This is a genomic window from Arthrobacter sp. MDB1-55 (genome assembly GCF_059092925.1).
In genome coordinates this window covers 1,003,216-1,027,613 of record NZ_JBNHID010000001.1, presented here as the reverse complement: position 1 = coordinate 1,027,613, position 24,398 = coordinate 1,003,216, and the positions used below count along the sequence as shown (strand labels likewise).

20 protein-coding genes are annotated in these 24,398 nt (G+C 63.8%); 11 read left to right on the top strand and 9 right to left on the bottom strand.

Annotated elements, in window-relative coordinates; genetic code table 11:
• The first annotated feature begins 29 nt into the window (after positions 1-29).
• Positions 30-482: a SufE family protein gene (locus AC5RU3_RS04920; protein WP_375164390.1), complete on the top strand. Its 453-nt coding sequence runs from the start codon at positions 30-32 to the stop codon at positions 480-482.
• Here the strand turns inward: AC5RU3_RS04920 and AC5RU3_RS04915 are convergent.
• Positions 468-1,709, bottom strand: a complete 1,242-nt coding sequence (locus tag AC5RU3_RS04915) for an alpha/beta hydrolase family protein (protein ID WP_309069975.1) — start codon at positions 1,707-1,709, stop codon at positions 468-470. The genes AC5RU3_RS04920 and AC5RU3_RS04915 overlap by 15 nt on opposite strands.
• 106 nt (positions 1,710-1,815) lie before the next feature.
• Between AC5RU3_RS04915 and AC5RU3_RS04910 the strand changes: the two genes are divergently transcribed.
• The 9 genes from AC5RU3_RS04910 to AC5RU3_RS04870 all read left to right on the top strand — a co-directional run bounded on the left by AC5RU3_RS04910 (position 1,816) and on the right by AC5RU3_RS04870 (position 11,708).
• Positions 1,816-2,304 carry a hypothetical protein gene (locus AC5RU3_RS04910; RefSeq protein WP_309069974.1) on the top strand — a complete coding sequence of 163 codons (489 nt, stop codon included), beginning with the start codon at positions 1,816-1,818 and terminating at the stop codon, positions 2,302-2,304.
• Positions 2,305-2,318: 14 nt separating this feature from the next.
• Positions 2,319-2,753, top strand: coding sequence for a peptide-methionine (R)-S-oxide reductase MsrB (gene msrB, locus AC5RU3_RS04905; protein WP_493964974.1), 435 nt, complete (start codon positions 2,319-2,321; stop codon positions 2,751-2,753).
• 183 nt (positions 2,754-2,936) lie between these two features.
• On the top strand, positions 2,937-4,310 hold the full coding sequence (locus AC5RU3_RS04900; RefSeq protein ID WP_375164389.1) for a DUF6421 family protein: 1,374 nt from the start codon (positions 2,937-2,939) through the stop codon (positions 4,308-4,310).
• Entirely contained in the window at positions 4,307-5,032 is a 726-nt protein-coding gene (locus tag AC5RU3_RS04895) for an SDR family NAD(P)-dependent oxidoreductase (protein WP_493964973.1), read from the top strand. The genes AC5RU3_RS04900 and AC5RU3_RS04895 overlap by 4 nt, the downstream gene beginning before the upstream one ends.
• A complete protein-coding gene (locus AC5RU3_RS04890; RefSeq protein WP_458115122.1) occupies positions 5,032-6,147 on the top strand; it encodes a threonine aldolase family protein in 1,116 nt (371 codons plus the stop codon). Before AC5RU3_RS04895 ends, AC5RU3_RS04890 begins: the two co-directional genes overlap by 1 nt.
• 110 nt (positions 6,148-6,257) lie before the next feature.
• Positions 6,258-6,890 (top strand): DUF3000 domain-containing protein, encoded by a 633-nt coding sequence (locus tag AC5RU3_RS04885; protein ID WP_309070037.1) that lies wholly within the window; start codon positions 6,258-6,260, stop codon positions 6,888-6,890.
• 91 nt (positions 6,891-6,981) lie between these two features.
• Positions 6,982-8,274 carry a ribonuclease D gene (locus AC5RU3_RS04880; RefSeq protein ID WP_309069970.1) on the top strand — a complete coding sequence of 431 codons (1,293 nt, stop codon included), beginning with the start codon at positions 6,982-6,984 and terminating at the stop codon, positions 8,272-8,274.
• 78 nt (positions 8,275-8,352) lie between these two features.
• Positions 8,353-9,600, top strand: a complete 1,248-nt coding sequence (locus tag AC5RU3_RS04875) for a thiolase family protein (protein WP_493964972.1) — start codon at positions 8,353-8,355, stop codon at positions 9,598-9,600.
• Positions 9,597-11,708: a 3-hydroxyacyl-CoA dehydrogenase NAD-binding domain-containing protein gene (locus AC5RU3_RS04870; protein ID WP_493964971.1), complete on the top strand. Its 2,112-nt coding sequence runs from the start codon at positions 9,597-9,599 to the stop codon at positions 11,706-11,708. Before AC5RU3_RS04875 ends, AC5RU3_RS04870 begins: the two co-directional genes overlap by 4 nt.
• A 30-nt stretch (positions 11,709-11,738) precedes the next feature.
• Here the strand turns inward: AC5RU3_RS04870 and AC5RU3_RS04865 are convergent, their stop codons facing one another.
• The 6 genes from AC5RU3_RS04865 to AC5RU3_RS04840 form a co-directional block, all read right to left on the bottom strand.
• Positions 11,739-12,701, bottom strand: a complete 963-nt coding sequence (locus AC5RU3_RS04865; protein WP_493965145.1) for an aldo/keto reductase — start codon at positions 12,699-12,701, stop codon at positions 11,739-11,741.
• Positions 12,702-12,761: 60 nt separating this feature from the next.
• Positions 12,762-13,178: a nucleoside-diphosphate kinase gene (ndk, locus tag AC5RU3_RS04860; RefSeq protein WP_309069967.1), complete on the bottom strand. Its 417-nt coding sequence runs from the start codon at positions 13,176-13,178 to the stop codon at positions 12,762-12,764.
• 63 nt (positions 13,179-13,241) lie between these two features.
• A complete protein-coding gene (locus AC5RU3_RS04855; RefSeq protein WP_458115125.1) occupies positions 13,242-13,697 on the bottom strand; it encodes a DUF4233 domain-containing protein in 456 nt (151 codons plus the stop codon).
• Between the two features lie 9 nt (positions 13,698-13,706).
• Positions 13,707-15,098, bottom strand: a complete 1,392-nt coding sequence (locus AC5RU3_RS04850) for a bifunctional folylpolyglutamate synthase/dihydrofolate synthase (protein ID WP_493964970.1) — start codon at positions 15,096-15,098, stop codon at positions 13,707-13,709.
• Positions 15,099-15,106: 8 nt separating this feature from the next.
• A complete protein-coding gene (gene ileS, locus AC5RU3_RS04845) occupies positions 15,107-18,403 on the bottom strand; it encodes an isoleucine--tRNA ligase (protein WP_493964969.1) in 3,297 nt (1,098 codons plus the stop codon).
• A gap of 336 nt (positions 18,404-18,739) precedes the next feature.
• Positions 18,740-19,495 (bottom strand): SDR family oxidoreductase, encoded by a 756-nt coding sequence (locus tag AC5RU3_RS04840; protein ID WP_493964968.1) that lies wholly within the window; start codon positions 19,493-19,495, stop codon positions 18,740-18,742.
• A 67-nt stretch (positions 19,496-19,562) separates the two neighbouring features.
• Between AC5RU3_RS04840 and valS the strand changes: the two genes are divergently transcribed.
• Entirely contained in the window at positions 19,563-22,199 is a 2,637-nt protein-coding gene (gene valS, locus AC5RU3_RS04835; RefSeq protein ID WP_309069962.1) for a valine--tRNA ligase, read from the top strand.
• A gap of 88 nt (positions 22,200-22,287) precedes the next feature.
• On the opposite strand, the gene AC5RU3_RS04830 is transcribed toward valS, so the two are convergent.
• Together AC5RU3_RS04830 and clpX are read right to left on the bottom strand one after the other, a co-directional pair.
• Positions 22,288-22,908, bottom strand: a complete 621-nt coding sequence (locus tag AC5RU3_RS04830; protein ID WP_493964967.1) for a mycothiol-dependent nitroreductase Rv2466c family protein — start codon at positions 22,906-22,908, stop codon at positions 22,288-22,290.
• 127 nt (positions 22,909-23,035) lie between these two features.
• Positions 23,036-24,328, bottom strand: coding sequence for an ATP-dependent Clp protease ATP-binding subunit ClpX (clpX, locus tag AC5RU3_RS04825; protein WP_309069960.1), 1,293 nt, complete (start codon positions 24,326-24,328; stop codon positions 23,036-23,038).
• Positions 24,329-24,398 lie beyond the last annotated feature (70 nt).

Below are 24,398 nucleotides of genomic sequence, written 5' to 3'. Positions count from 1 at the left end.
CCGGGCACTTGCCCGGGGCAATCGTGAGGATGACAGTGGAAACCACAGCTTTACCCCAACAGCTCGCCGAGATCGTGGACGATTTCCAGGCTCTGTCCGAACCGGACCGGCTCCAACTGCTCCTTGAGTTTTCCCGCGGTCTTCCTCCGCTGCCGGCGCATCTTCTGGATCACCCGGAGCTCCTTGAGCAGGTTGTGGAGTGCCAGAGCCCGCTCTTTCTCACACTGGACATCGCCGACGACAGCGAAAGGTCCGTCTCTCTGTTCTTCTCCGCCCCGCCGGAAGCACCGACAACGCGCGGATTCGCCGGCGTTCTCCAGGAAGGCCTGGACGGGCTGCCGGCGGCGCAGATCCTCGCCGTGCCCGACGACGTGCCGGAGCGCCTGGGGCTGACACGGGCCATCACGCCGCTGCGCATGCGAGGCATGGCCGCCATGCTGGGGCGTATCAAGCGCAAGATCCGGGAATCAGGGGCGGCTTAGCGTCCGCTTCGGCTCCGTCCGTCCGAAAACCTGACGCCGCAGCCAGTCGGCTGTGACGGCGTGCCAGCGGTCAGGGTCGACGTTCCATTCCTTGGTATGCCTGGCCCGATAAAACCGCTCGAAGGTGACGAAGGTCGGATTGCGTTCAGCCAGTTCGGCAGACGGTCCCACCGGCACGAACTCATCATCCTCGCTGTGAAGGATCAGTGTGGGCACCGTCACCTGGTCCGCCCGCGAGACCCAGTCCATGCTCTTCAGGTCCAGTGGCGTTGACAGGCCGGTGACGACGCGCCCGAAGCTGTTCGAGATCAGCCATTGCCCTAGTCTGCCCGCCGGAGCGGGAATGCGGTTCAGTTCAGCCTGGTGCGTGAGAACGTTCATCCAGTCAATCACCGGTCCATCCAGAACCAGCGCGCGGATCCGCGTGCGATACCGGGACATGTCAGCTGCCTGGAGGCAAATGGCACCGCCCATGGACCAGCCGAACAGCACAACGTCCTGAGCGCCGTTTTCGAATGCGTACTCAAGCGCTGATTCGACATCCTGCCACTCGGTGATGCCCAACCCGTACCTGCCGTCGGCAGCGAAGGGGGCTTCGCCGTCGTTCCGGTACGACACCAGCAGGCTGGTCATGCCGAGTTCCCGCGCGGTGCGCACCGCGCGCAACCCCTCCGAGCGCTGTACTCCCCTGCCATGCACCATGATGGCCCAGGTGTCGGAAGGGGTTTCTGCACGCACCAGCCAGGCGGGAGCATTACCGCCGGCGACCGGCACATCGACGCTCTCGTCTGCGAAGCCCAGAGCTGAAGGCGAAGGATAAACAGCCCCGCTCCACCAACCGCGGACCGCTGAACGGATATCACCCGCGTAGACGGTTTCAACCTCGCGCTGCACGGTGCCCTCCCGCGGCACGAACGACCGGATTGCTCCGATCCTGGCGTGGCCACGCCCGCCGTCGAAGTAGAGACTGTACGTGCCCTCTATCGTGGTGTCTTCGTTGGCCGGCAGGATCACTTCCAGACCGTCGCCGGTCTGCACCACGGCCAGGATCTCGAGGTTCTCATCCCGCCTGCGGGGAGTTACTACCTCCTTGGCGAAGTGCGCCGCCAGCGCAGACGTGGCTCCAGCGACAACGGAACTGACAGCGGCACCGGTTCCGATTCCAAGGACGGCCCAGCGAAGCCATGCCTGACGGTCCACGGCAGCCGGAGGAGTGGTGAATGGCATGGTCCTATTCTTGCCCACGGAAACAGCACCGGCGGAAACGGTTCGTCACGTGGAGTGTCGCCTGTCCTCTATAGCTGCGGGACGAGCCGGGGTCTAGGGTTGGGACATGGAGGAAACGATCGTCGTGCTCGCTGAAGTGCCGCTCACCGAGGCGGATGCCTCTCATCTCTCCGCCCTGGTTGACGGCGGTGACGCCGTCTATACCGTGCTGATACCGGAAGACCGTCACACGAACGTGCTCGGGGAGTTTCTCCACCATTTGAGCCTCTTCGAGATCAGCGAGGCCTTCCACGGACTGTCCCACCGGCCCTCCGACGACGAGGTTCGCGTGACGGCCGACCAGGCCCTGCAGAGATCGCTCCTTGCGCTTCGAAACGCCGGGCTGAAGGCGGACGGGCTGACTGCACGGGGCAACGCCGTCGAAGAAATGGTCAGCACGGTCAGGCAGAGCGGAGCCCGTCAGGCCGTCGTCATCACGCGCCCGCATGCTGTGGCGGACACACTCCATCGGGACTGGGCAAACCGCGCGCAGGACCAGCTTGGCGTTCCTGTCCTTCATCTGTATGCCGGGTCGGGATTTATCGGGGACTCCTAGGCGTTGAGGCAACTATGAGCACATCAGAATCAGCATCCTCCACCGACAACACCCCCATCGAGAAGACTGACGAGGAATGGCGCCGGGAACTGACGCCTGAGGAGTACTACGTGCTGCGGCAGGCCGGAACCGAGCGGCCCTTCACCGGCGAGTACCACGACACCCATGTCAAGGGCGTCTACCAGTGCCGGGCATGCGGCCACGAACTCTTCACGAGCAACGAAAAGTTCGATTCCCACTGTGGTTGGCCTTCATTCTGGGCACCGCTGGCCGAGGACAAGGTTCGGTACATCAAGGACCGAACCCTCGGAATGGAGCGCGTTGAGGTCCGCTGTGCCCGCTGTGATTCCCACCTGGGCCATGTTTTCGAGGGCGAGGGCTACGGCACGCCGACCGACCAGCGCTACTGCATCAACTCCGTATCGATGAGGCTCATCCCCCAGGGCTGAAGTCAGTCCTAGAGTCCGGCCCCGCCGTGACGGGAAGCATCCTCAAGGTCTCCTGCATCTCCAGCTGCATCGCGGGTACGCCAGAATAAGAGTTTCTTATCAGTGCTCCGTTTGAGGATCAGTTCAGCTGTTCTGTTGTTACGCTCGGGAACAACAGAACAGCCACCCCTTCAAGGAGGAAAAGTGACCCAGACCCTCGACGCCGAAGTCCGCTTGCACGACGCCCATCCCGAGCAGCTTCCTGCCTGGGAAGCGCTCAAGAGCGCGGCAATTCGTCTGCAGAGCCTGCAGGCGAAGGACGGTTCAATAGCTGACCGGGCAGAGGTTGCTGTTGCCTGCGGGCACGTTGACACCATCATCGAGTCCCTCAATGAGCTCGGTCCGCTCTTCCCTCACGACGCGACCTACCACGAAGCTCTGATCCGCGACCTTGAGGGGTGGAAGGCCGGCGGCCTTCAGGTGCCTGATTTCCTTGATTCGCTGATCGAGTTCCAGCCCCAGCTCGACCGCGTCCATGGACGGCGGCACCTTGTCGTCTTTCCGATGTACACCCAGAATGGGAGCTCCAACCGTTTCGTCGAAGCGGTGTTGATCGAGGTCCTCTGGCCGGACTTCATTGCGGAACTCGAGACCGGAGATTACTCGAACAAGCTCTTTGTTCCCATCCGCTTCCTTGACTTCACCCCCGGCTACGACACCAACTCGGCAGTGCTCTTTCCCGAGACCGTTGCGGTACGGCAGACACCCAAGTTCACATGGGGAGCCATCTTCGCTGATCGGGAGGCGGCACGTTTCCGCCGGGTGGTGACGGCCGCCTCCGACATCACTCAGCTTGAGCTGCCCGACGAGGCCCGGGAGCTCATCGAGAATCAGCAGTTGGCTGAGGAAACCTTCGTGATGTGGGACCTCATTCATGACCGCACCCACATGCGCGGGGATCTTCCCTTTGACCCGTTCATGATCAAGCAGCGCATGCCGTACTTCCTGTACTCGCTCGAAGAGCTGCGGTGTGATCTCACGGCTTTCGCAGAGTCGGTCAAGATAGCAGCCGACGACGATGCCTCCGATGAGGCCCGCCGCCACGCCCGCCTAGTGCAGTACGCCGTCATCTTCGACCGCATCTTCCGTTTCTCGATCACAGGCAGCCGGGTACGGAACTACGACGGCCTCGGTGGCCAGTTGCTGTTCGCCTGGCTGCACCAGAACCATGTCCTGCACTGGACCGATACGAAACTGACCATCGACTGGGAGGAAGTTCCCGGCGTCGTCATTGCACTGGGCGAGAAGATCCAGCAGCTGTACTGGCGGTCGATCGACCGGCCAAAGATCGCCCACTGGCTTGCGGCGTACGAACTGGTATCCGAAACTGTCACCCCGCATCCGGCATCGGTCTGGGCGAAGGGTGCTGACGCGCTGCCCCTGGACGGTCCTCCACGCGGGCTCACGGACGCCGTCCTTGATGACGAATTCCCTCTGTCGATGTTCTTCGAGGCCCTGGATAGGAAGATGAAGGACGTCATCGAATCCACCGCGGGAATCACAGGAGCCACTGCGTGACAGAATCACCCGATCTCTCCGGCCTCCACATCCTTGTTGCCGGAGCCACCAGTCAGGCAGGCATAGCGACGGCCGAGGCATTCACCTCAGCCGGCGCCCATGTCATCGCAGTGGGATCCGATACCGGGCGCCTGCAGCGCTCGCTCGGACACATTCCGTCCCTCGATATGCGCACCTGCGACCTCACGGACTTTTATGCAGTCCAGTCGCTCGCCGGTGACCTCCACGCCGACGGCACCAGGGTGGACGGCCTGATGCACCTGGTGGGTGGATGGCGGGGAGGGAAAGGGATTGCCGGGCAATCGGACGAGGACTACGAGTTCCTTCACCGTTCCGTTCTCACCACTCTGCGGAACACATCTCGGGTGTTCGTCGCCGATCTGGCCGCATCGGCCCGTGGGAGGCTCGCAATCGTGTCGGCCACGGCAGTCGACGCACCGGGTGCGGACAGCGCGTCGTACGCGGCGGTCAAGGCCGCCGCCGAGACATGGGTGCGTGCAGTGGCACAGGAGTTCACCGGTGTCGGAACAACCACCGGTACCCGGGCGGCCGCTTCCATACTGGTCGTGAAAGCACTTCTGGACGAGAAGATGCGGGCCGAACGCCCCGACCGCCGCTTCCCCGGCTATACACATGTCTCGGACCTCGCTGCGACCATGACCGGCCTCTTCGCACGTGAGGCGGGGACTATCAACGGTCAGCGCCTCAGCCTGGCCGGCTGATGTGCCCCAAACCGTTCGCCCCGATACGAGATACTGGATCCGTGACTGACACCATCTCTGCTACCGCCCGTCTCCATGACCCCAACGTGCGCGGCTTCGCGTCGGACAACTACTCCGGCGTGCACCCCGAGGTGCTCGCCGCGCTTGCCGCCGCCAACGGGGGCCACCAGGTCGCCTATGGGGAGGACGTCTATACCCAGCGCCTGCAGGAGCTGATGCAGCAGCAGTTCGGTGAGGGAACCGTCGCCTATCCTGTGTTCAACGGAACGGGCGCCAATGTCCTGAGCCTGCAGTCCCTCCTCCCCCGCTGGGGTGCAGTCATCTGCGCCAAGACGGCACACATCAATGTGGATGAAAACGGGGCTCCGGAGCGCATCGGCGGGATGAAGCTCCTGGCGGTGCCGACCCCCGATGGAAAGCTGACGCCGGAACTGATCGACCTGGAAGCCTGGGGTTGGGGGGATGAGCACCGGGCGCAACCGCTCGCGGTGTCGATCACGCAGACTACCGAACTCGGGACGCTGTACACGCCCGAGGAGGTACGCGCCATTGCCGACCACGTGCATGCCCGCGGGATGCACCTGCACATGGACGGAGCGCGCATCGCCAACGCCGCCGCTGCCCTGGACATGCCGCTGCGCAGCTTCACGCGTGATGCCGGCGTCGACATCCTCTCTTTCGGCGGGACCAAGAACGGGATCATGTTCGGCGAATGCGTGGTTGTACTCAATCCTGCAGCAGCAACGGGTCTTGAGTACCTCCGCAAGATGAACATGCAACTCGCATCCAAGATGCGCTTTGTCTCGGCGCAGCTGGTTGCCCTGCTCGAGAACGGCCTCTGGCTTCGCTCGGCCACGCACGCCAATGCCATGGCGGCTCGACTCACAGCCGCCGTCTCCACTATTGACGGCGTGCAACTCACGCAGCCGACGACGGCGAACGCCGTCTTCGCCATCCTGCCGCCTGAGGCTGCCGACAGGGTCCGCGAACAGTTCCGCTTCTACGACTGGGATCAGGCAACCGGCGAGGTCCGGTGGATGTGCACTTTCGACACCACCGAAGCGGACGTCGATGCGTTCGCGGAGGCGATCCGCCGCGAGGTCCGCCGGTCCTGACGGCCCGGCCGCTAGACTTTTCCAACCGGCGTGCAGGAACGAATTCCTTTCCTGCGGCGTGGCTGATGAGGCCAACGCTGCCTGGGGTTTAACCTGCGAGGGTGAGCGCTATTGGTGACCTCTCGCAGGTTCCTCCTGAATTCCTGAATGCACTGGCCGGTCTGCGGCGGGCGAAATGCCGTAACGAGCTGCGCCTCGACGAAATACCGGCTCCCTCCCGACTTGCACCTTTCGCAGTCGCCCTCGGAGCCGAGGTACTTCAGGATGCCCAGCCAGGCCCGCTTCCTGTCCATGGACCCGCCAGGGCAGCCCTCCAACACGATGATCGCGCCGAAGAGCTTGCAACCGGACGCTTCATCCTGTTGTACGACCCCGAGGGATCCGAAGTCTGGGACGGTACTTTCCGGATAGTCACCTATATCCGTGCCCAGCTCGAGCCCGACATGGGAAACGACGCGCTCCTCGGATCCGTGGCGTGGACCTGGCTGGTTGAAGCACTCCAGAATCACGACGCCGGATACAGGTCGGCGGGGGGCACCGCAACCCGCATACTGTCCGAAAGCTACGGCTCCCTTGCCGACCGGGTCGACACGATCGACATCGAATTGCGCGCGTCCTGGACTCCTGACTCCGGCAGTGTCCAGAAGCATCTGGAAGCCTGGGCTGACATGGTGTGCACCTTCGCGGGACTTCCTCCCCTCCCGGACGGCGTGGCGGCGCTCCCTAACAGGCGCCGCAACTGATCCCCGGGGCGGGCCACCGACAACGACTCCCGCCGCACGGGCGGTGCAATCCGCCGGAGCGCCGGTGCCGCCCGGTTAGACTTGCATCATCATGACCGTGCACTCCGAGCCTGACAGCCGAACCCCCGACTCCGGCAATACCACCCCAGGCTCAGTCGCCGTGCTGCCACTGCTGGACGAGCCCAAGGACGGCGTTCCTTTCGTTATTGACACGCCGGCAGGGCTTGAGCGGGCGGCGAGGGCGCTTGCCGCCGGAACAGGACCGGCCGGAGTGGATGCGGAACGCGCCTCCGGATTCCGGTATGGGCAGCGTGCCTTCCTCGTCCAGATCCGCAGGGAAGGCGCCGGGACCTGGCTCATCGACCCGGAACCCTTCGGCGATCTGCGCAGCATCAATGACGCCCTCTCAGGGGTGGAGTGGATCCTGCACGCCGCCTCCCAGGACCTCCCTTGCCTCTCGGAACTAGGCATGTGGCCGGACAAATTGTTCGACACGGAGCTGGCAGCCCGGCTCGCCGGCTTCCCGCGCGTAGGACTGGCTGCGGTCATCGAACGCCTGCTCGGCTTCACGCTGGCCAAGGAGCATTCCGCAGCGGATTGGTCGCAGCGCCCGCTGCCGGAGCCCTGGCTTCGTTACGCAGCCCTGGACGTCGAGGTGCTCGTCGAGCTGCGCGACCGCCTGGTGGAAGTACTCGAGCAGGACGGCAAGCTCCGCATCGCCGAGGAAGAGTTCGAGTACATTCGCTCCTCGCCGCCGGCACCGCCGAAAACAGATCCTTGGCGCCGAACGTCCGGCGTCCATCAGGTGCGCGACCGTCGGCAGCTGGCGGCTGTCCGGGAACTCTGGCAGGAACGCGAATCTCTGGCGCAGAAGCGGGACGTCGCTCCGGGCCGCCTGATTCCCGACGCAGCGATTGTGGCTGCAGCGAAAGCAATGCCGCAGACTGTCCCGCAGTTGCTGGCCGTCAATGGCTTCCACGGACGGGCGGCGCAACGTGAGGCGCCGCGTTGGCTGCGGTGCATCGCCCTTGCCCGCGCTTCGCGGGACCTCCCCGAACTGCAGCTTCCGACCAATGCGCCGCCTCCTCCGCGGGTATGGCCGGAAAAAGACCCTGCCGCTGCCGCTCGCCTCCAAACCGCCAAACCACGAGTCGCGGCCGTGGCCGACAAACTCAACATGCCGGTGGAGAACCTTCTTACGCCCGACTACCTGCGACGGTTGGCGTGGCGCCCACCCACGCCGACCGATCTTGACACCATTTCCGCGGCGCTCGCCGACCTCGGAGCTCGTCCGTGGCAGATCGAGCATGTCGCAGCGGTCATCACGGTTGCTTTCCTGGATCCGGACCCTCTGCAGCCGAAGCAGGCGCGGCCTTCAACCTAGTGCACCGGACTTGTTGCAGCGTGATGTTACCCGCGAGTAACATAGGGGCCTGATCCACCAACTCAACGAGGAGCGATTGTGCCCAAACCAGCCACAGCAACGCGGCAACAGATCAGGGACGTTGTTTTCGTCGACGGCGTCAGAACCCCATTCGGGAAGGCTGGAGAAAAGGGGATACACGCGGGCACCCGGGCTGATGATCTCGTGGTCAAATGCATTCGAGAGCTTCTGCGACGCAACCCCTCCCTGCCGCCCGAGCGGATCGACGACGTCGCCGTCGCTGCCACAACCCAGACGGGTGATCAGGGACTCACCATCGGGCGGACCGCCGCTCTCCTGGCCGGGCTCCCCCGCACCGTGCCCGGGTTCGCCATCGACCGCATGTGCGCCGGGGCGATGACCGCTGTCACCACCACCGCATCCGGGATCGCGTTCGGCGCATATGACATTGTGGTCGCTGGCGGCGTCGAGCATATGGGCAACCACCCAATGGGTTCGGATGCCGATCCCAACCCCCGGTTCCTCGCCGAGCGCATTGTGGACCCAGCGGCCTTGAACATGGGGAATACGGCGGAGAACCTCCACGACCGCTTCCCTGCCATCACGAAGGAGCGCGCCGACTCATACGCCGTGGCCAGCCAGGCGAAGGTTGCGGACGCGTATGAGCGCAACCAAATCCAGCCGGACCTTGTCCCGGTTGCGGGAAGGAAGCCCGGATCGGGCTGGACTGTGAACCAGCAGGACGAGCCGCCGCGCCCAGGCACCACGCTCGAGGACCTGGCATCACTCCGGACGCCATTCCGCCCGCACGGCAGAGTCACCGCAGGCAATGCTGCGGGGCTCAACGACGGCGCCACCGCTGCACTGCTCGCCTCCGCTGATGCGGCGGCAGAGCTGAACCTTCCGGTGAAGATGCGCCTGGTCGCCTATGCTTTTGCCGGCGTCGAACCGGAGGTCATGGGAATTGGACCCGTACCGTCCACCGAGAAGGCCCTGAGGCAGGCCGGGCTGACCATCGATGACATCGGCCTGTTCGAAATCAATGAAGCGTTCGCCGTGCAGGTCCTGTCATTCCTTGATCACTTCGGCATTGACGACGACGATCCGCGGGTCAACCGCTACGGCGGCGCGATTGCCTTCGGACATCCGCTGGCGAGCTCCGGGGTACGCCTCATGACGCAACTGGCGCGGCAGTTCGAGGAAGACCCCCAGGTCCGGTACGGCATCACCACCATGTGCGTAGGACTCGGCATGGGTGGAACGGTCATTTGGGAAAACCCGCATCACGCAGACTATTCAGGGACTACGACGGAGGACGCAGCATGAGTTTCGATCGGTTCGAGGAACTGGCCGCCCTGGTGCCTGACGAGGTCATCACCCACTCGCTTGTCGAGGATGTGCAGTTGCCCGGCGGGTCCGGCATCATGGCCCTGATCACCCTCGACAACGGGCTGGATCACAGCCGGCCGACCACTCTGGGACCCAGCACGCTCATCGAGTTCGGGCGCACACTCGAGAACCTGAAAGTACGCGCGGCGGGTGGTGAGATCGCCGCCGTCGGCGTGACCGGGAAACCCTACTTCCTTGCGGCCGGGGCAGACCTGTCGACGGTCAAGTCACTGAAAAGCGCCCATCACGGAACGCTGATGGCGGAACTGGGACATTCGGCGTACAACCTGCTGGGCTCACTGGGGGTCCCGAGTTTCGCCTTCATCAACGGCGTCGCCTTGGGCGGAGGGCTCGAAATTGCTCTCGCTGCCGACTTCCGCACGGTATCAGCAGGAGCCAACGGAATCGGCCTTCCAGAGGCGTTCATCGGGCTGGTTCCTGGTTGGGGCGGCGTCTACAGACTCCCCCGCCTGACCGGTCCCCGCACCGCTGTGAAGATCATGATCGAAAACCCGCTGAGCAACAACCGCACGCTTGATGGACGGACCGCCCACGGGGCGGGAATCGCCGATGCCCTGTTTGAACCCGCCGATTTCCTGGAGCAGTCCATTCGCTGGGCTGCGGAGGTTCTGCGGGACTCGTCCGGCATCGCTGACCGCCGCGCTGCGCTGTCGCGGTACGACGACGGTGAGTGGGCGGCCGCAGTCGCAGCTGGCCGCGCTTTCGTTGAGGCGAAAACGTCCAACGCTGCTCCTGCGCCGGGAAAGGTGCTGGACCTGTTCGAAGCGGCCAGGACCCGATCCCAGGCGGAGTCTGCCGCAGCGGAGTGTGAAGCGCTGACCGAGTTGATGCTCACGCCGCAATTCCACGACACCGTGTATGCCTTCCTCGAACTGGTACAAAAACGGGCCAAACGTCCGGCCGGCGCGCCGGATCGTTCACTTGCCCGCCCCGTGACAAAGGTAGGGGTAGTCGGCGCCGGCCTGATGGCGAGCCAGCTTGCCCTGCTCTTTGCACGGCAGTTGAGCGTTCCCGTTGTTCTCACCGATATCGATCAGCAACGCGTGGACAAGGGCGTTGGATCGGTGCACGCCGAAGTGGACAGGATGCTGGCCAAAAAGCGGCTGTCCGCGGATAAGGCGAACCGTGTCAAGTCGCTCGTCACCGGTTCCGTCTCGAAGGACGCCTTCGCGGACGCCGACTTTGTGATTGAGGCCGTCTTCGAAGAGCTCAGCGTCAAGAAGTCTGTCTTCGCGGAGGTTGAAGAGGTGGTCTCCGCGGAGTGCATCCTGGCGACCAACACCTCGTCACTTTCCGTCGCAGCCATGGCCGAGGACCTCCAGCACCCCGAGCGCGTGGTGGGTTTCCACTTCTTCAACCCGGTAGCTGCCATGCCGCTCCTTGAGATCGTCAAGGCGCCGCGCACTTCCGACGAGGTTCTGGCTACGGCGTTCGCCGCAGCGAAAGAGCTCAAGAAGAACGCGGTCCTTGTGAAGGATGCTCCTGCGTTCGTCGTAAACCGGGTTCTGGGACGCATGTTCGGCGAAATCACGGCAGCCTTCGACGAGGGTACAGACGCAGCAACAGCCGATCAGGCGCTGCGGCCTCTCGGTCTGCCGATGACGCCGTTCAAGCTGCTTGCGCTGGTGGGGCTGCCGGTGGGTCAGCATGTGCAGGAATCCCTGCATGATGCCTTCGGGGAACGCTTCTACCTCTCCAAGAATCAGCAGATTCTCATAGACGCCGGAAAGAAGGGACTCTGGGAACAGGACGACGCCGGCAACGATGTAGTGCCCGAGTCCACTCTCGCGCTGCTCACCTTCGGTTCCTCGCCCTCATCGAGCGAGGAGGTCCTGCGCCGCACGCAGGACGCGCTCGCGGATGAGATCGGGCGCATGCTGGCGGAAGGGGTCGTTTCAGGGCCGGAAGATATCGATCTGTGCATGATTCTCGGTGCCGGCTGGCCCATGCACCTCGGCGGCATCACGCCCTACCTCGACAGGGTGGGAGCATCCGAGCGGGTGAATGGACGCACCTTCCACTGAACGCCGCCATGGTCCCATCTTCCCGGCCGGTTACCGCCGCGCCGGGAAGATGTGTTCGAGTTCCGTGCAGTCAGCGTCGGACGGTACCCAGCGGACCGCTTCGGCATTCTGACGTACCTGCTCGGGCCTTGTTGCTCCGGCGATGACACTTGCCACCGTCGGCCGGCTCGCGAGCCAGGAAAACGCAACATCCAGTTCAGTCAATGAGCGAGCGCGGGCGTAGGCACTGAAGTCCGCCAACTGATCCCAGTCGGCCTGGTCCAACAGATTGGTCCGGGTGTGCGTCAGACGGCTGCCTTCCGGTGCCTTCCCGGCACCGTACTTCCCGGTGAGGAGCCCGTTGGCCAGCGGAAAATAGGGAAGCAGCCCGAGACCATAGGATCGGGCAGCTGGAATGACCTCACGCTCGACGGACCGCTCCAGCAAGTTGTAGTGGTTCTGGGCCGAAATGAAGCGCGTAGTGCCCAGCTGACGGGCTACATACTCAGCCTCCGCAACCTGCCATCCGGCGAAGTTGGAGTGCCCGATGTACCGGACCTTGCCGCTCTGCACGAGCTGGTCCAGAGCAGCGAGGGTCTCGTCAATCGGCGTCGCCGGGTCCGGAGCATGGTATTGGTAGAGGTCGATCCAGTCCGTATTCAGCCGCTTGAGTGACGCTTCGACAGCTTTCAGGATGTAGCGTCGTGAACCCCGTGCACCCCAGTCCGGACCGTTGACTCCTTTGAGATCGAGCCCGAACTTGGTTGCAACGATGACATCGTCGCGGTTCCGGCTGAGCGACCGCCCGAGCAGTTCCTCGCTGATCCCCGGCGACCGTCCGTAGGAGTCTGCAACGTCGAACAGCGTGATGCCCACGTCGAGAGCCGCGCTCACGACGGCTGCTGCGCCGCGCTGTGATTCGGAAGCAGTTCCGGGCCGGCCCAGGTTATTGCAACCCAGGCCGACCACCGAAACGCTCAATCCTGACGTGCCAAGTCTGCGGTATTCCATCATGGCCCCCACGCTACCAATCAGCACGGGACTCCATGGGTCTCCCCCGCTAGGATCCGCCGATCAGCTGAACCAGATGGAGATTTCCTTCTCCGCCGATTCCGGCGAATCAGAGCCGTGCACGAGGTTCTGCTGGACCTTGAGACCCCAGTCCCGCCCGAAGTCTCCTCGGATCGTCCCGGGAGCAGCCGTCGTCGGCTCCGTTGTTCCGGCGAGCGAGCGGAATCCCTCGATCACGCGTTCTCCTTCGAAGACAGCGGCAGCGACCGGTCCGCTCAACATGAACTCGACGAGCGGCTCATAAAAGGGCTTGCCCACGTGCTCAGCGTAGTGGGCTTCAAGGATTTCCCGGGTAGCGTTCACCAGCTTGAGGTCGACGAGCTTGTAACCCTTCGCCTCAACCCTGGACAGGATTGTTCCCGTCAAACCGCGGGCAACGCCGTCGGGCTTGATCAGGATCAGGGTCTGCTCAGCACTCATTTTTTCTTCCTTCAATCGAGTCAGGTTCGGCCGGGCACCCGGCCATGTCCACCGTTGACTCTACTAAAGGGATTGCGTGCCCTCACCGCCGGATGGGTTTGCCTGCTCCCATTCAGCCTGCTGCCGGTCACGCTCCGCGTTCTCGCGGTCCAGCCGGGCACCCGTCCGGATGCCGTACAGCCAGGTCAGGGCGAAGAGTATGCCGACGAGGAACATCATCGGCTCGACAATCCCCGTCGCGAGAATCAGCACCTGCAGCACCCAGCCGAGCAACATTCCGTACGGCTTCGTCAGGAACGCACAGGCAACGATGAGCACGGCGCTGAGCGCAAGACCGACGCCGAGTATGACCCCTACCGGGATGGTGTCGGAGCGCAAACCAAAGACCACCAGGGTAGCGAACAGCACCACGAAGGCTTCCAGCAGGAGCACGGTCGATGCGAACATCACCTTGATGGAACGCCGCTTCTTCGGCATCCCCGGACGCCATTCACGCTGCGCTTTTGTCTGGCGAGCCATGTGATCCCCTTACTTGCCCAACAGTGTGCGGGCTTCGCCCACCACCGTGATCGAACCCGTTACCAAAACACCGCCGCCGCCGAGTTCGCTGCCCTCCTCGGCCGTCATGACCGCCCACTCCAGGGCGTCGTCGAGGCGATCCGCAACGTGGATATGCCCATCAGCGAAGCCTGCGCTCAACGCCAGCTGCCGGAGTTCCTCTGCAGGAATCGCCCTCGGCGAGGTGGACTGCGTCAGGCACACATCCTCAAGCACACCGCTGAGTTCCTCGTGAAGTTCACTCAGGATCGCGCCGGCATCCTTGTCCTGCAGGACGCCGATCACGAGGACGAGTTTGTTGAACTCGAAGGCTTCAGCAATCGCCTTGGCTGACGCCCGTGCGCCGGCGGCGTTGTGCGCGGCGTCCACGAGGATGCTCGGGGCCGTGCGAACCAATTCCAGCCGGCCCGGTGAGGTGACGGCACCCAGTCCATCGCGCACGACGTCGATATCCAGTTCCCTGCTTCCTCCGCCGAGGAAGGCTTCGACGGCGGCAACGGCGACAGCGGCGTTCTGCGCCTGGTGCTCACCGTGGAGCGGCAGAAGGACCTCTTCGTAGCGGCCTGCGATGCCTGCCAGAGTGATCTGCTGCCCGCCGACGGCAATGCGTCGGTCCTCAACGCCGAACTCGACACCCTCGAAACGGAACTCAACGCCTGTGTCACGCGCCTTTTCCAGCAGCACCTGCGCAGCGTCCGCGGGCTGCGCGGCGCTGATGAGGAACCCCCCGGGCTTGATGATCCCGGATTTCTCGATGGCGATTTCCCCCGGGGTGTCCCCCAGGAGGTCAGTATGGTCAAGGGAGATCGGAGTGACCACTGAGACCGCGCCGTCGCCGACGTTCGTCGCGTCGGTGATTCCCCCTAGCCCAACTTCGATCACCGCAACGTCCACCGGCTCGTCAGCGAATACCGCGAACGCGAGAATCGTGACGCATTCGAAGTAGGTCAGCCGCGGCTCACCGGCGGCATCAAGTTCAGCATCGACGATCTCAAGATACGGCCGGATCTCGTCCCACACCCGCACGAAGGTCTCATCGGCAACGGGTTCCCCGTCGATACTGATCCGTTCCGTGACCCGGGACAGATGCGGACTGGTGTATCGCCCGGTGCGCAGATCATGCGCCCGCAGAAGCCCCTCAATCATCCGTGCGGTCGACGTCTTGCCGTTGGTGCCCGTGATGTGGATGATCGGAACCGCCCTATTGGGCTCGCCCAGGATCTCCATAGCCCGAAACAACGGAGCCATCCGCGGCTCCATCTTGTTCTCGGGCGCGCGGCTCAACAGCTCCGCGTACACGCTCTCCACTGAGAACTGGTCAATTCCCTGTCCGGAGCCGGCGTCGTTTCCAGCGTCACTCATATCCGCGTTCATGCCTGGCGCTCCACTTTCACCGAAACTCCGTCTGACTGCCCAGCCGCAGCCACGACGAGTTCGAGTTCGTCCGTCAATGTTTCCTGCTTGACCAGTTCCGCATGCGCTTCAAGCGCCGAGAGTGTGTCCGCGTCGGCCTCCACCGTGGTGACCACCCGGTCACTGATGTGGAAGTCGGCATCCCGGCGTGCCTGCTGGATGGATCGGATGATGTCACGGGCAGTGCCCTCCGCCGCCAACTCCGACGTGACCTCCGTGTTCAGCACGAGGAAACCTCCGCCGGGCAGGACGGCGACGGCCGCGCTGGCGCCGGCTGCGCCGTCGCTGTCGACCACGGTTTCCAGCGTATATTCGCCGGGCTCCAGGGCGAGGCCGCCTGCGGTGACAGCACCGGCGTCGTCCACCGACCAGTCGCCCGACTTCGCCGCCTTGATGGCGGTCTGGACATTCTTGCCTAGGCGCGGCCCGGCGGCCCGCGCGTTCACCACGAGCTTCTGCGAGATTCCGAACTCTTCCGGGGAGGCATCGGCGGAGTCGATCAGGCGCACGGATTTGATGTTCAGTTCGTCCGCGATGATGGCGCGGTACTGTCCCTCCAGCTCCGCCGCGGATGGTGCCACTACCGTCAGCACGGAGAGCGGCAGGCGTACGCGAAGGTTCGCCGCCTTTCGCAGGCTCGATCCCGTGGAGCAGATCTGCCGGGTCCGTTCCATCCGCTCCACCAGTTCCGGCGCAGCAGCGAACGACGACGACGCCGCCCAGTCGGTCAGGTGCACGGAGCGCCCGCCGGTCAGGCCGCGCCAGATCTCCTCGGTGACCAGGGGCAGGAGCGGCGCGGCAACGCGAGTGACAGCTTCCAGGCAGGTGAAGAGGACGTCGAAGGCGTCCGTATCTTCATCGAAGAACCGCTGCCGTCCGCGACGGACATACCAGTTGGTGAGGGTGTCCAAGTACCGGCGCAGCGCCTCGCACGCATCGCTGATGTTGAACGCGTCGAGCGAGTTCGTCATGTCCTCCACCAGGTTTCCGGTGTACGCGAGGATGTAGCGGTCCAGCGGGTCTGCGAGGGTTTCTGCGGCTTCGGCCGTCACCGCCTTCGCCTCGTAGCCGGCACCGCCCGCGGCAGCGTTCGTATACAGCCGGAAGAAGTGCCAGACGTTCCAGAGCGGAAGGATGACCTGGCGGACACCGTCCCGAATGCCCTGCTCGGTGACAACGAGATTGCCGCCGCGGAGGATGGGCGAAGCCATCAGGAACCAGCGCATTGCGTCCGAGCCGTCGCGGTCGAGGACTTCAGAAACATCGGGGTAGTTCTGCAGGCTCTTGGACATTTTCTGGCCGTCGGAGCCAAGGACGATTCCATGGCTGATGACGTTCTTGAACGTGGGCCGGTCGAACAGCGCAGTCGCCAGGATGTGGAGCGTGTAGAACCAACCGCGGGTCTGGCCGATGTACTCGACGATGAAGTCCGCCGGGTTGTGCGACTCGAACCAGTCCTCGTTCTGCATCGGATAGTGAACCTGGGCGTACGGCATCGACCCGGAGTCGAACCAGACGTCCAGAACATCGGCCACCCGTCTCATGGTCGACTGGCCTTGTTCAGGCGTACGCGGATCGTCCGGGTTCGGGCGGGTCAGCTCGTCGATGAACGGCCGGTGGAGGTCGACCTCACCGGATGCGTTGCGCGGCAGGCGTCCAAAGTCCCTCTCGATCTCAGCGAGGGAGCCGTACACGTCGGTGCGGGGGTAGTTCGGATCATCCGACACCCACACGGGTATGGGGCTGCCCCAGTAACGGTTGCGGCTGATCGACCAGTCGCGCGCGTTCTCAAGCCATTTGCCGAACTGCCCGTCCTTCACATTGTCCGGGATCCAGTTGATCTGCTGGTTCAGCTCGACCATGCGGTCCTTGATCTTCGTCACCTCGACGAACCAGGAGGATACCGCCCGGTAGATCAACGGGTTGCGGCAGCGCCAGCAATGCGGGTAGCTGTGCACGTAACTGGCCTGGCGCATCAGCCGGCCGCCGTCACGCAGCACGCGGGTGATGGTCTTGTTGGCGTCGAAGACCTGGACTCCGACGATGTCCGCCAGGGGTCCGTTCTCGAACATCCGCAGGAAACGGGCGCCCTCGTCCACGGAGAGGATCACCTGGATACCGGCGTCCTCACAGATTTTTTGGTCCTCTTCGCCGTAGGCCGGCGACTGGTGCACGATTCCGGTTCCGTCCGTCGTCGTGACGTAGTCAGCCACCAGGAACCGGAAGGCGTTGCGGTAGCCGCCGCGTTCAGGATCGGTGAGGTAACTCCAAAGCGGCTCGTACTCGAGGCCTCCGAGTTCGGTGCCGCGGTGTGTGCCCGTGACGGCGGCGCGCGCGTCCTCAGCAGACGGGTAGCCGAAGTCCTTCGCGTAACCGGACAGCAGCTCCTCCGCGATCAGGAAGCGGCGCCCGGCGAGGTCACCGGCCCCGGGCAGCAGCGCGTAATGGATGTCAGGCCCGACGGCGAGGGCAGCGTTGGTGGGCAGGGTCCACGGTGTGGTGGTCCAGGCGAGCGCCTCGACTCCGGCAAGCTCCTGTGACAACGGTGAATCACCGGCGAGAATCGGGAAGGTCACCGTGACGGTCTGGTCCTGGCGGTCCTGGTAGACGTCGTCGTCCATGCGCAGCTCATGGTTGGAGAGCGGCGTCTCGTCCTTCCAGCAGTACGGCAGCACCCGGTAGCCGTTGTACGTCAGGCCTTTGGCGTGCAGGGTCTTGAAGGCCCAGAGCACCGACTCCATGTATTCGACGTTGAGGGTCTTGTAGTCGTTCTCGAAGTCCACCCAGCGCGCCTGGCGGGTGACATAGTCACGCCACTCCCCCGCGTACTTCATCACAGAGGCACGACAGGCGTCATTGAACTTGTCGATACCCATGGCTTCGATCTGCTTCTTGTCGCTCATCCCGAGCTGCTTCATCGCCTCGAGTTCGGCGGGCAGTCCGTGGGTGTCCCACCCGAAGCGGCGCTCAACGCGACGGCCGCGCTGGGTCTGGTATCGCCCGACGAGGTCCTTGGCGTATCCGGTCAGCAGGTGTCCGTAGTGCGGCAGGCCGTTGGCGAAGGGCGGACCGTCGTAGAAGACGAACTCGTTCGTTCCGTTCTCACCGGCGTCGCGCTGGTCGATCGACGCCTGAAAGGTGCCGTCCTCGTCCCAGTAGGTGAGGACCCGTTCCTCGAGCTCTGGGAACCGGGGCGAAGCGGAGCCGGAAACCGCCGGATCAGCGGCGGAGGCCTTGGGATAGATCTGTGACATGTGGTGTGTCCTGAAGCTGCGGATATTCGGCGGGCAGGGGCGGTCTTTCTGCAAGGACGAACATCACGCCGGCGCCTTGGCTCCGGCCGCGAATCCGCGGTACCACCTCGCTTGCCCGCACCCGCCTCCCGAATACGGAAGGGCCGGTACTGGCCGCTTCATGTCTGCTGTGACGGGCTTACCCGTCCGGTTCTACTGATCCGCCGCTGCGAACGTTCTTCCGGAAGCTCACCGGTGATGGCCGGGTCTGCGCTGTTGCCCCAATTCTAGCCCGCCGGCTCCGGATAGGGCGAACGACGCCGGGGATCACCCAGGTCAGCTCCATAAGGAGCGCGTTCAGCCCGTGCGGATCACCTTGTGTGCCGCCGCCTGGGCCAACGGGCGCACAACGATCTGATCCAGGTTCACGTGATGGGGAACGGAAACGGCGTAGGACACAACATCGGCCACATCTTCGGCCGAGAGCGGCTTCTCGACACCCGCGTACACCTTCTCCGCCGCAGCTTCGTCTCCCAACCGTCTCAGGGAGAACTCCTCGGTATGGACCATGCCCGGCAGGATCTCGACCACCCGGACATTGTGTTCCACCTCCTCGAGGCGCAGCGCCTGGGTCAGCGCGTGCTGGGCTGCCTTGGCGGCGTTGTAACCGGCGCCGCCTTCATAGGCAACCAGTGCCGCGGTCGAGGTCAGGTTCAGCACCGTGCCGTTCTTGTTCTCCCTCAGCATCGGCAGGAATGCGCGGACCAGCTTCATGGTGCCGAGAACGTTTGCCTCGTACATCCATTCCCAGTCCTCGGTTCGCGCGTCCGCGACCCAGTCGGTCCCACGGGCGCCGCCGGCGATGTTGATGAGGGTGTCGATGCCGCCGCCTTCGGTGACTTCGCCCACCAGGCGGGCAACGCCGTCGTCGTCGGTGATGTCGAGTGCCACGGGAAGCGCGCCTGTTTCCTCTGCCAGGCGGGCCAACCGGTCCTGCCGGCGGGCCACGGCCCAAACCTTCCAGCCGTCCGCGGCCAGGCGCCGAACGGTGGCCTCGCCGATTCCCGAGCTCGCTCCTGTTACAACTGCTGCCCTGTTCTGTGCCGAAGTCATGACCTCAAACTAGCCCACCGGATGCACCCGTCGCAGGTCGGGACAGCCAGCGTGAAACAATCGATTCATGGCACACACACACGAGGGTACAGACACGCCCACACCCGCCCCCATCAACGTTCCCGACAAGCCCGCCCTTGAAGGGCTTGAAGCCGCACTGAATGAGCGCTGGCGCGCCGAAGGAACGTACACCTTCAATCCGGAGACCACGCGCGGGGATGTCTACTCCATTGACACCCCGCCTCCCACCGCGTCCGGTTCGCTGCACGTTGGTCACGTTTTCTCCTACACCCAGACGGACGTGATCGCCCGCTACCAGCGCATGACCGGCAAGAACGTCTTCTACCCCATGGGCTGGGACGACAACGGCCTGCCCACCGAGCGCCGCGTACAGAATTACTACGGCGTGCGCTGTGACCCGTCCGTGCCATACAACGCCGGTTACCGGCCTCCCGCGCAGCCCGCAAAGAATCAGCGCGACTTCGACGTCGTTTCCCGCCGGAACTTCATCGAACTGTGCGAGGAGCTTGCGGTTGAGGACGAGAAGGTGTTCGAGCACCTATTCCAGTCCCTCGGCCTGTCCGTGGACTGGAGCCTGACGTACCGCACTATCGACTCGACCTCGCGTGCGGTATCGCAGCGGGCCTTCCTGGCGAACCTCAAGCAGGGCGATGCCTACCTCGCGGAAGCACCCACGCTATGGGACGTGACCTTCCGCACCGCCGTAGCCCAGGCCGAGCTTGAGGACCGCGAGGTTCCGGGTGCCTACTACCGCTATCCATTCGAGGCCGTGGACGGCACGCTGATCCACATCGAGACCACCCGCCCGGAACTTCTCGCTGCCTGCGTCGCCCTTGTGGCTCATCCTGACGACGAGCGGTACCAGCCCTACTTCGGCAAGACCGTCACCTCCCCCCTGTTCGGCGTCGAGGTCGAGGTCAAGGCGCATCCCCTCGCCAAGCCGGAGAAGGGCGCCGGCATCGCGATGGTCTGTACCTTCGGCGACCTCACGGACGTGACCTGGTGGCGGGAACTCGAGCTGCCCACGCGGGCAATCGTCGGCCGCGACGGCCGCATCCTGGCGGAAACACCGGATTGGATTACGACGACGGCGGGCCGGGACAACTACGCGCGCATCGCCGGCAAGACAGTTTTCTCGGCGAAAGAGGCCGTGGCTGACATGCTTGCTGAGGCCGGTCTGCTGGACGGCGAGCCGAAGAAGATCACCCACCCGGTGAATTTCTTCGAAAAGGGCGACAAGCCGCTCGAAGTGGTCACCAGCCGCCAGTGGTACATCCGCAACGGCGGAAGGGACGCGGATCGCCGGGAAGGGCTTATTGCCCGCGGACGCGAGATCGATTTCCACCCCTCCTTCATGCGCAGCCGTTTCGAGAACTGGATCGAGGGCCTCAACGGTGACTGGCTGATCTCGCGCCAGCGGTTCTTCGGCGTGCCTTTCCCCGTCTGGTACGCGCTCGACGAGGCCGGGACACCGGACTACGGGAACCCGATCCTTCCGTCCGATGACATGCTTCCCGTGGATCCCGCGGCCGAACCGGCACCGGGCTTCGACGAGTCCCAGCGCGACCAACCGGGTGGTTTCATGGGCGACCCGGATGTCCTGGACACCTGGGCGACGTCGTCGCTTTCGCCGCAGATCATCGGCGGCTGGTCGCGGGACGAGGATCTCTTCGGCAAGGTGTACCCCTTCGACCTGCGTCCGCAGGGGCACGACATCATCCGGACCTGGATGTTTTCGTCAGTCGTGCGCGCAGATTCCCTGCTGGATTCGGCGCCGTGGAAGCACGCCGCAATCTCCGGCTGGATCCTGGACCCGGACCGCAAAAAGATGTCGAAGTCCAAGGGCAACGTCGTGGTGCCCACCGACGCCCTCGACCAGTTCGGTTCCGATGCGGTGCGTTACTGGGCAGCATCCGCCAAGCTCGGAGCGGACACGGCGTATGAAATTGCACAGATGAAGATCGGCCGCCGGCTGGCTATCAAGCTGCTCAACGCCTCAAAGTTCGTGCTCAACCTCGGCGCGACGGAGGCCGACATCGTCGGCGAGGATGCTGCGGCGGTCACCAACCCGCTTGACCGTTCCCTGCTGGCGTCGCTGGACGAGGTGGTGCAGCAGGCCACCGCATCATTCGAAAAGTACGATTACGCGCGAGCCCTGCAGCTGACCGAGACGTTCTTCTGGTCGTTCACGGACGATTACGTGGAACTTGTCAAGGACCGCGCGTACGGAAGCGCAGGTGAGGCGGAGAAGGCATCAGTTCTCGCTGCATTGGCCACTACTCTTGACCGCCTGCTGCGGCTCTTCGCCCCCATCCTGCCCTTCGCAACGGAGGAGGTCTGGAGCTGGTGGCGTCACGGGTCGGTGCACCGTGCGGCATGGCCCGCTTCCGGCGCTCTCACCGCAACGGCCCTGGACGCGGACACCGGCATGCTCGCGACCGTCGGTGCTGCACTCGGTGGGCTTCGCAAGGCGAAGTCGGAAGCGAAGGTCAAACAGCGTACCGAGGTACTCTCCGCTGTCATCAGCGGCTCTGAGGCGCAGGTACGCCGGCTTGAAGCCGCGCGCTCCGATCTCAGCGCGGCGGGCAACGCGGCCGACCTTGAACTGCGTGTGCACCAAGGCGACCTATCGGTGAGCGACGTCCGCCTGGCTCCCGCAGAACCACCGGCACAGCCTTCCTGACCCGCGCTTCAGCTGATAACAGCGAAACCCCTCCGGTTGTTACCGGAGGGGTTTCGCTGTTATCCGTGCAATTTGGCTCCAGCCCGGTCTAGTCGAAGCTGGGGCTGGAGGTGCGGGAGCGCTTCAGCTCGAAAAATTCAGGGAAACCGGCCATCATCACAGCGCCGTCAAAGATCCGACCGGCTTCTTCTCCCCGGGGGATGCGCGTCAGCACAGGACCGAAGAATGCGGTGCCGTCGAAGGCCACGACCGGAGTGCCGACTTCGTCTCCTACCTTGTCGATCCCCTCTTGGTGGGACGCCCGCAGCTGCGAGTCGAATTCATCGGTGGTCGCATACTGCGCCAACGAGGCAGGAAGCCCCGTTTCTTCCAGCGCTTCGCGGATGACGACCTCATAGTCCTTGTTGCCGCCAGCATGAATTCGGCGGCCCATGGCGTCGTAGAGCTTCTTGATGTTGTCGGGGCCGTGCAGTTCGGACGCCGCGATGATTACGCGGACGGGAGCCCACGCCTCTTTCATGCCTGCCTTGTAATCCTCCGGCAGATCTCGACCTTCATTGAGAACGGACAGGCTCATCACATGCCAATCGACCGAAACGCTGCGGACCTTCTCGACCTCGCCCATCCAGCGGGAGGTAATCCACGCGAACGGGCAGACCGGGTCGAACCAGAAGTCGGCCTTCTTCGCAGTGTCGGTAGCAGCAGTCATGAACAGAACTCCTTGGTTGATTGGAATGAGGGTGAACGGGCGGTCACGATGACGCGCCCTCCTACCCTGCCAACCTGACCCCGGCGGCCGGTATTCCCGCGGCGAGTGCCGTCCTGGCTAGTCGCGACTAGGCGGACTTGTTGCGCCGCTTGGCGACGACGTCGTGCGAAATAAGGGTCGGCTCGGCGGACTTGTCGACCACGGCAGCGCTGATGACAACTGTGGCAATGTCCTCACGACTGGGAAGGTCGAACATCACGGGAAGCAGTACTTCCTCCATGATGGCACGGAGGCCACGTGCGCCTGTTCCCCGCTCCAGGGCTTGATCAGCGATCGCTTCGAGGGCCTGTGGCTCGAAGACCAGTTCAACGCCGTCCAGGGCGAACATCTTCTGGTACTGCTTGATCAGCGCGTTCTTCGGTTCGGTGAGGATCTGCATCAGGGCCGGACGGTCAAGGTGGGTCACCGTGGTGATTACCGGAAGGCGTCCAATGAATTCCGGGATCAGTCCGAACTTCAGCAGGTCCTCGGGCATGACGTCACCGTAACTTGCTTCTTCGTTCTTCAACGAGCTCAACGGTGCGCCGAAGCCGATACCCTTGCGTCCTGCCCGCGACCCGATGATCTCTTCCAGTCCAGCGAAGGCCCCCGCCACGATGAAGAGAACGTTTGTGGTGTCGATCTGGATGAATTCCTGGTGGGGGTGCTTGCGTCCGCCCTGCGGCGGCACTGAGGCGACTGTGCCTTCGAGGATCTTGAGCAGAGCCTGCTGAACGCCCTCACCGGATACGTCCCGCGTAATGGAAGGGTTCTCGCTCTTGCGGGAGATCTTGTCGATCTCATCGATGTAGATGATTCCCTGCTCGGCCTTCTTGACGTCATAGTCTGCGGCCTGGATGAGCTTGAGAAGGATGTTCTCGACATCCTCGCCGACGTAACCGGCCTCCGTGAGGGCAGTTGCGTCGGCGACCGCGAAAGGCACGTTGAGGCGTCGGGCCAGGGTTTGGGCGAGGTACGTCTTGCCGCAACCCGTGGGTCCGATCAGCAGGATGTTGGACTTTGCGATCTCCACATCTTCGGCCGGCGAAGCGTCTGAGAGATTGGCGGATGCGCGGGGCGTATGTCCGGACTGGATGCGCTTGTAATGGTTATAGACGGCGACTGCCAGTGAACGCTTGGCCGGCTCCTGGCCAATTACGTACTCCTGCAGGAAATCAAAGATTTCGCGCGGCTTCGGCAGCTCGAAGGTACCGAGGTCGGCTACTTCAGAGAGCTCTTCCTCGATGATTTCGTTGCACAGTTCAATGCATTCGTCACAGATGTAGACGCCCGGGCCCGCAATGAGCTTTCGGACCTGCTTCTGGCTTTTGCCACAGAAAGAGCACTTGAGTAGATCGGTGCTCTCACCAATGCGAGCCATGTGTCAGTCCCCTTACGTGGTACTGGTGTGTTCCGCCGAAGTCTTCGGCCGCTACCAACTGATGTCTGAT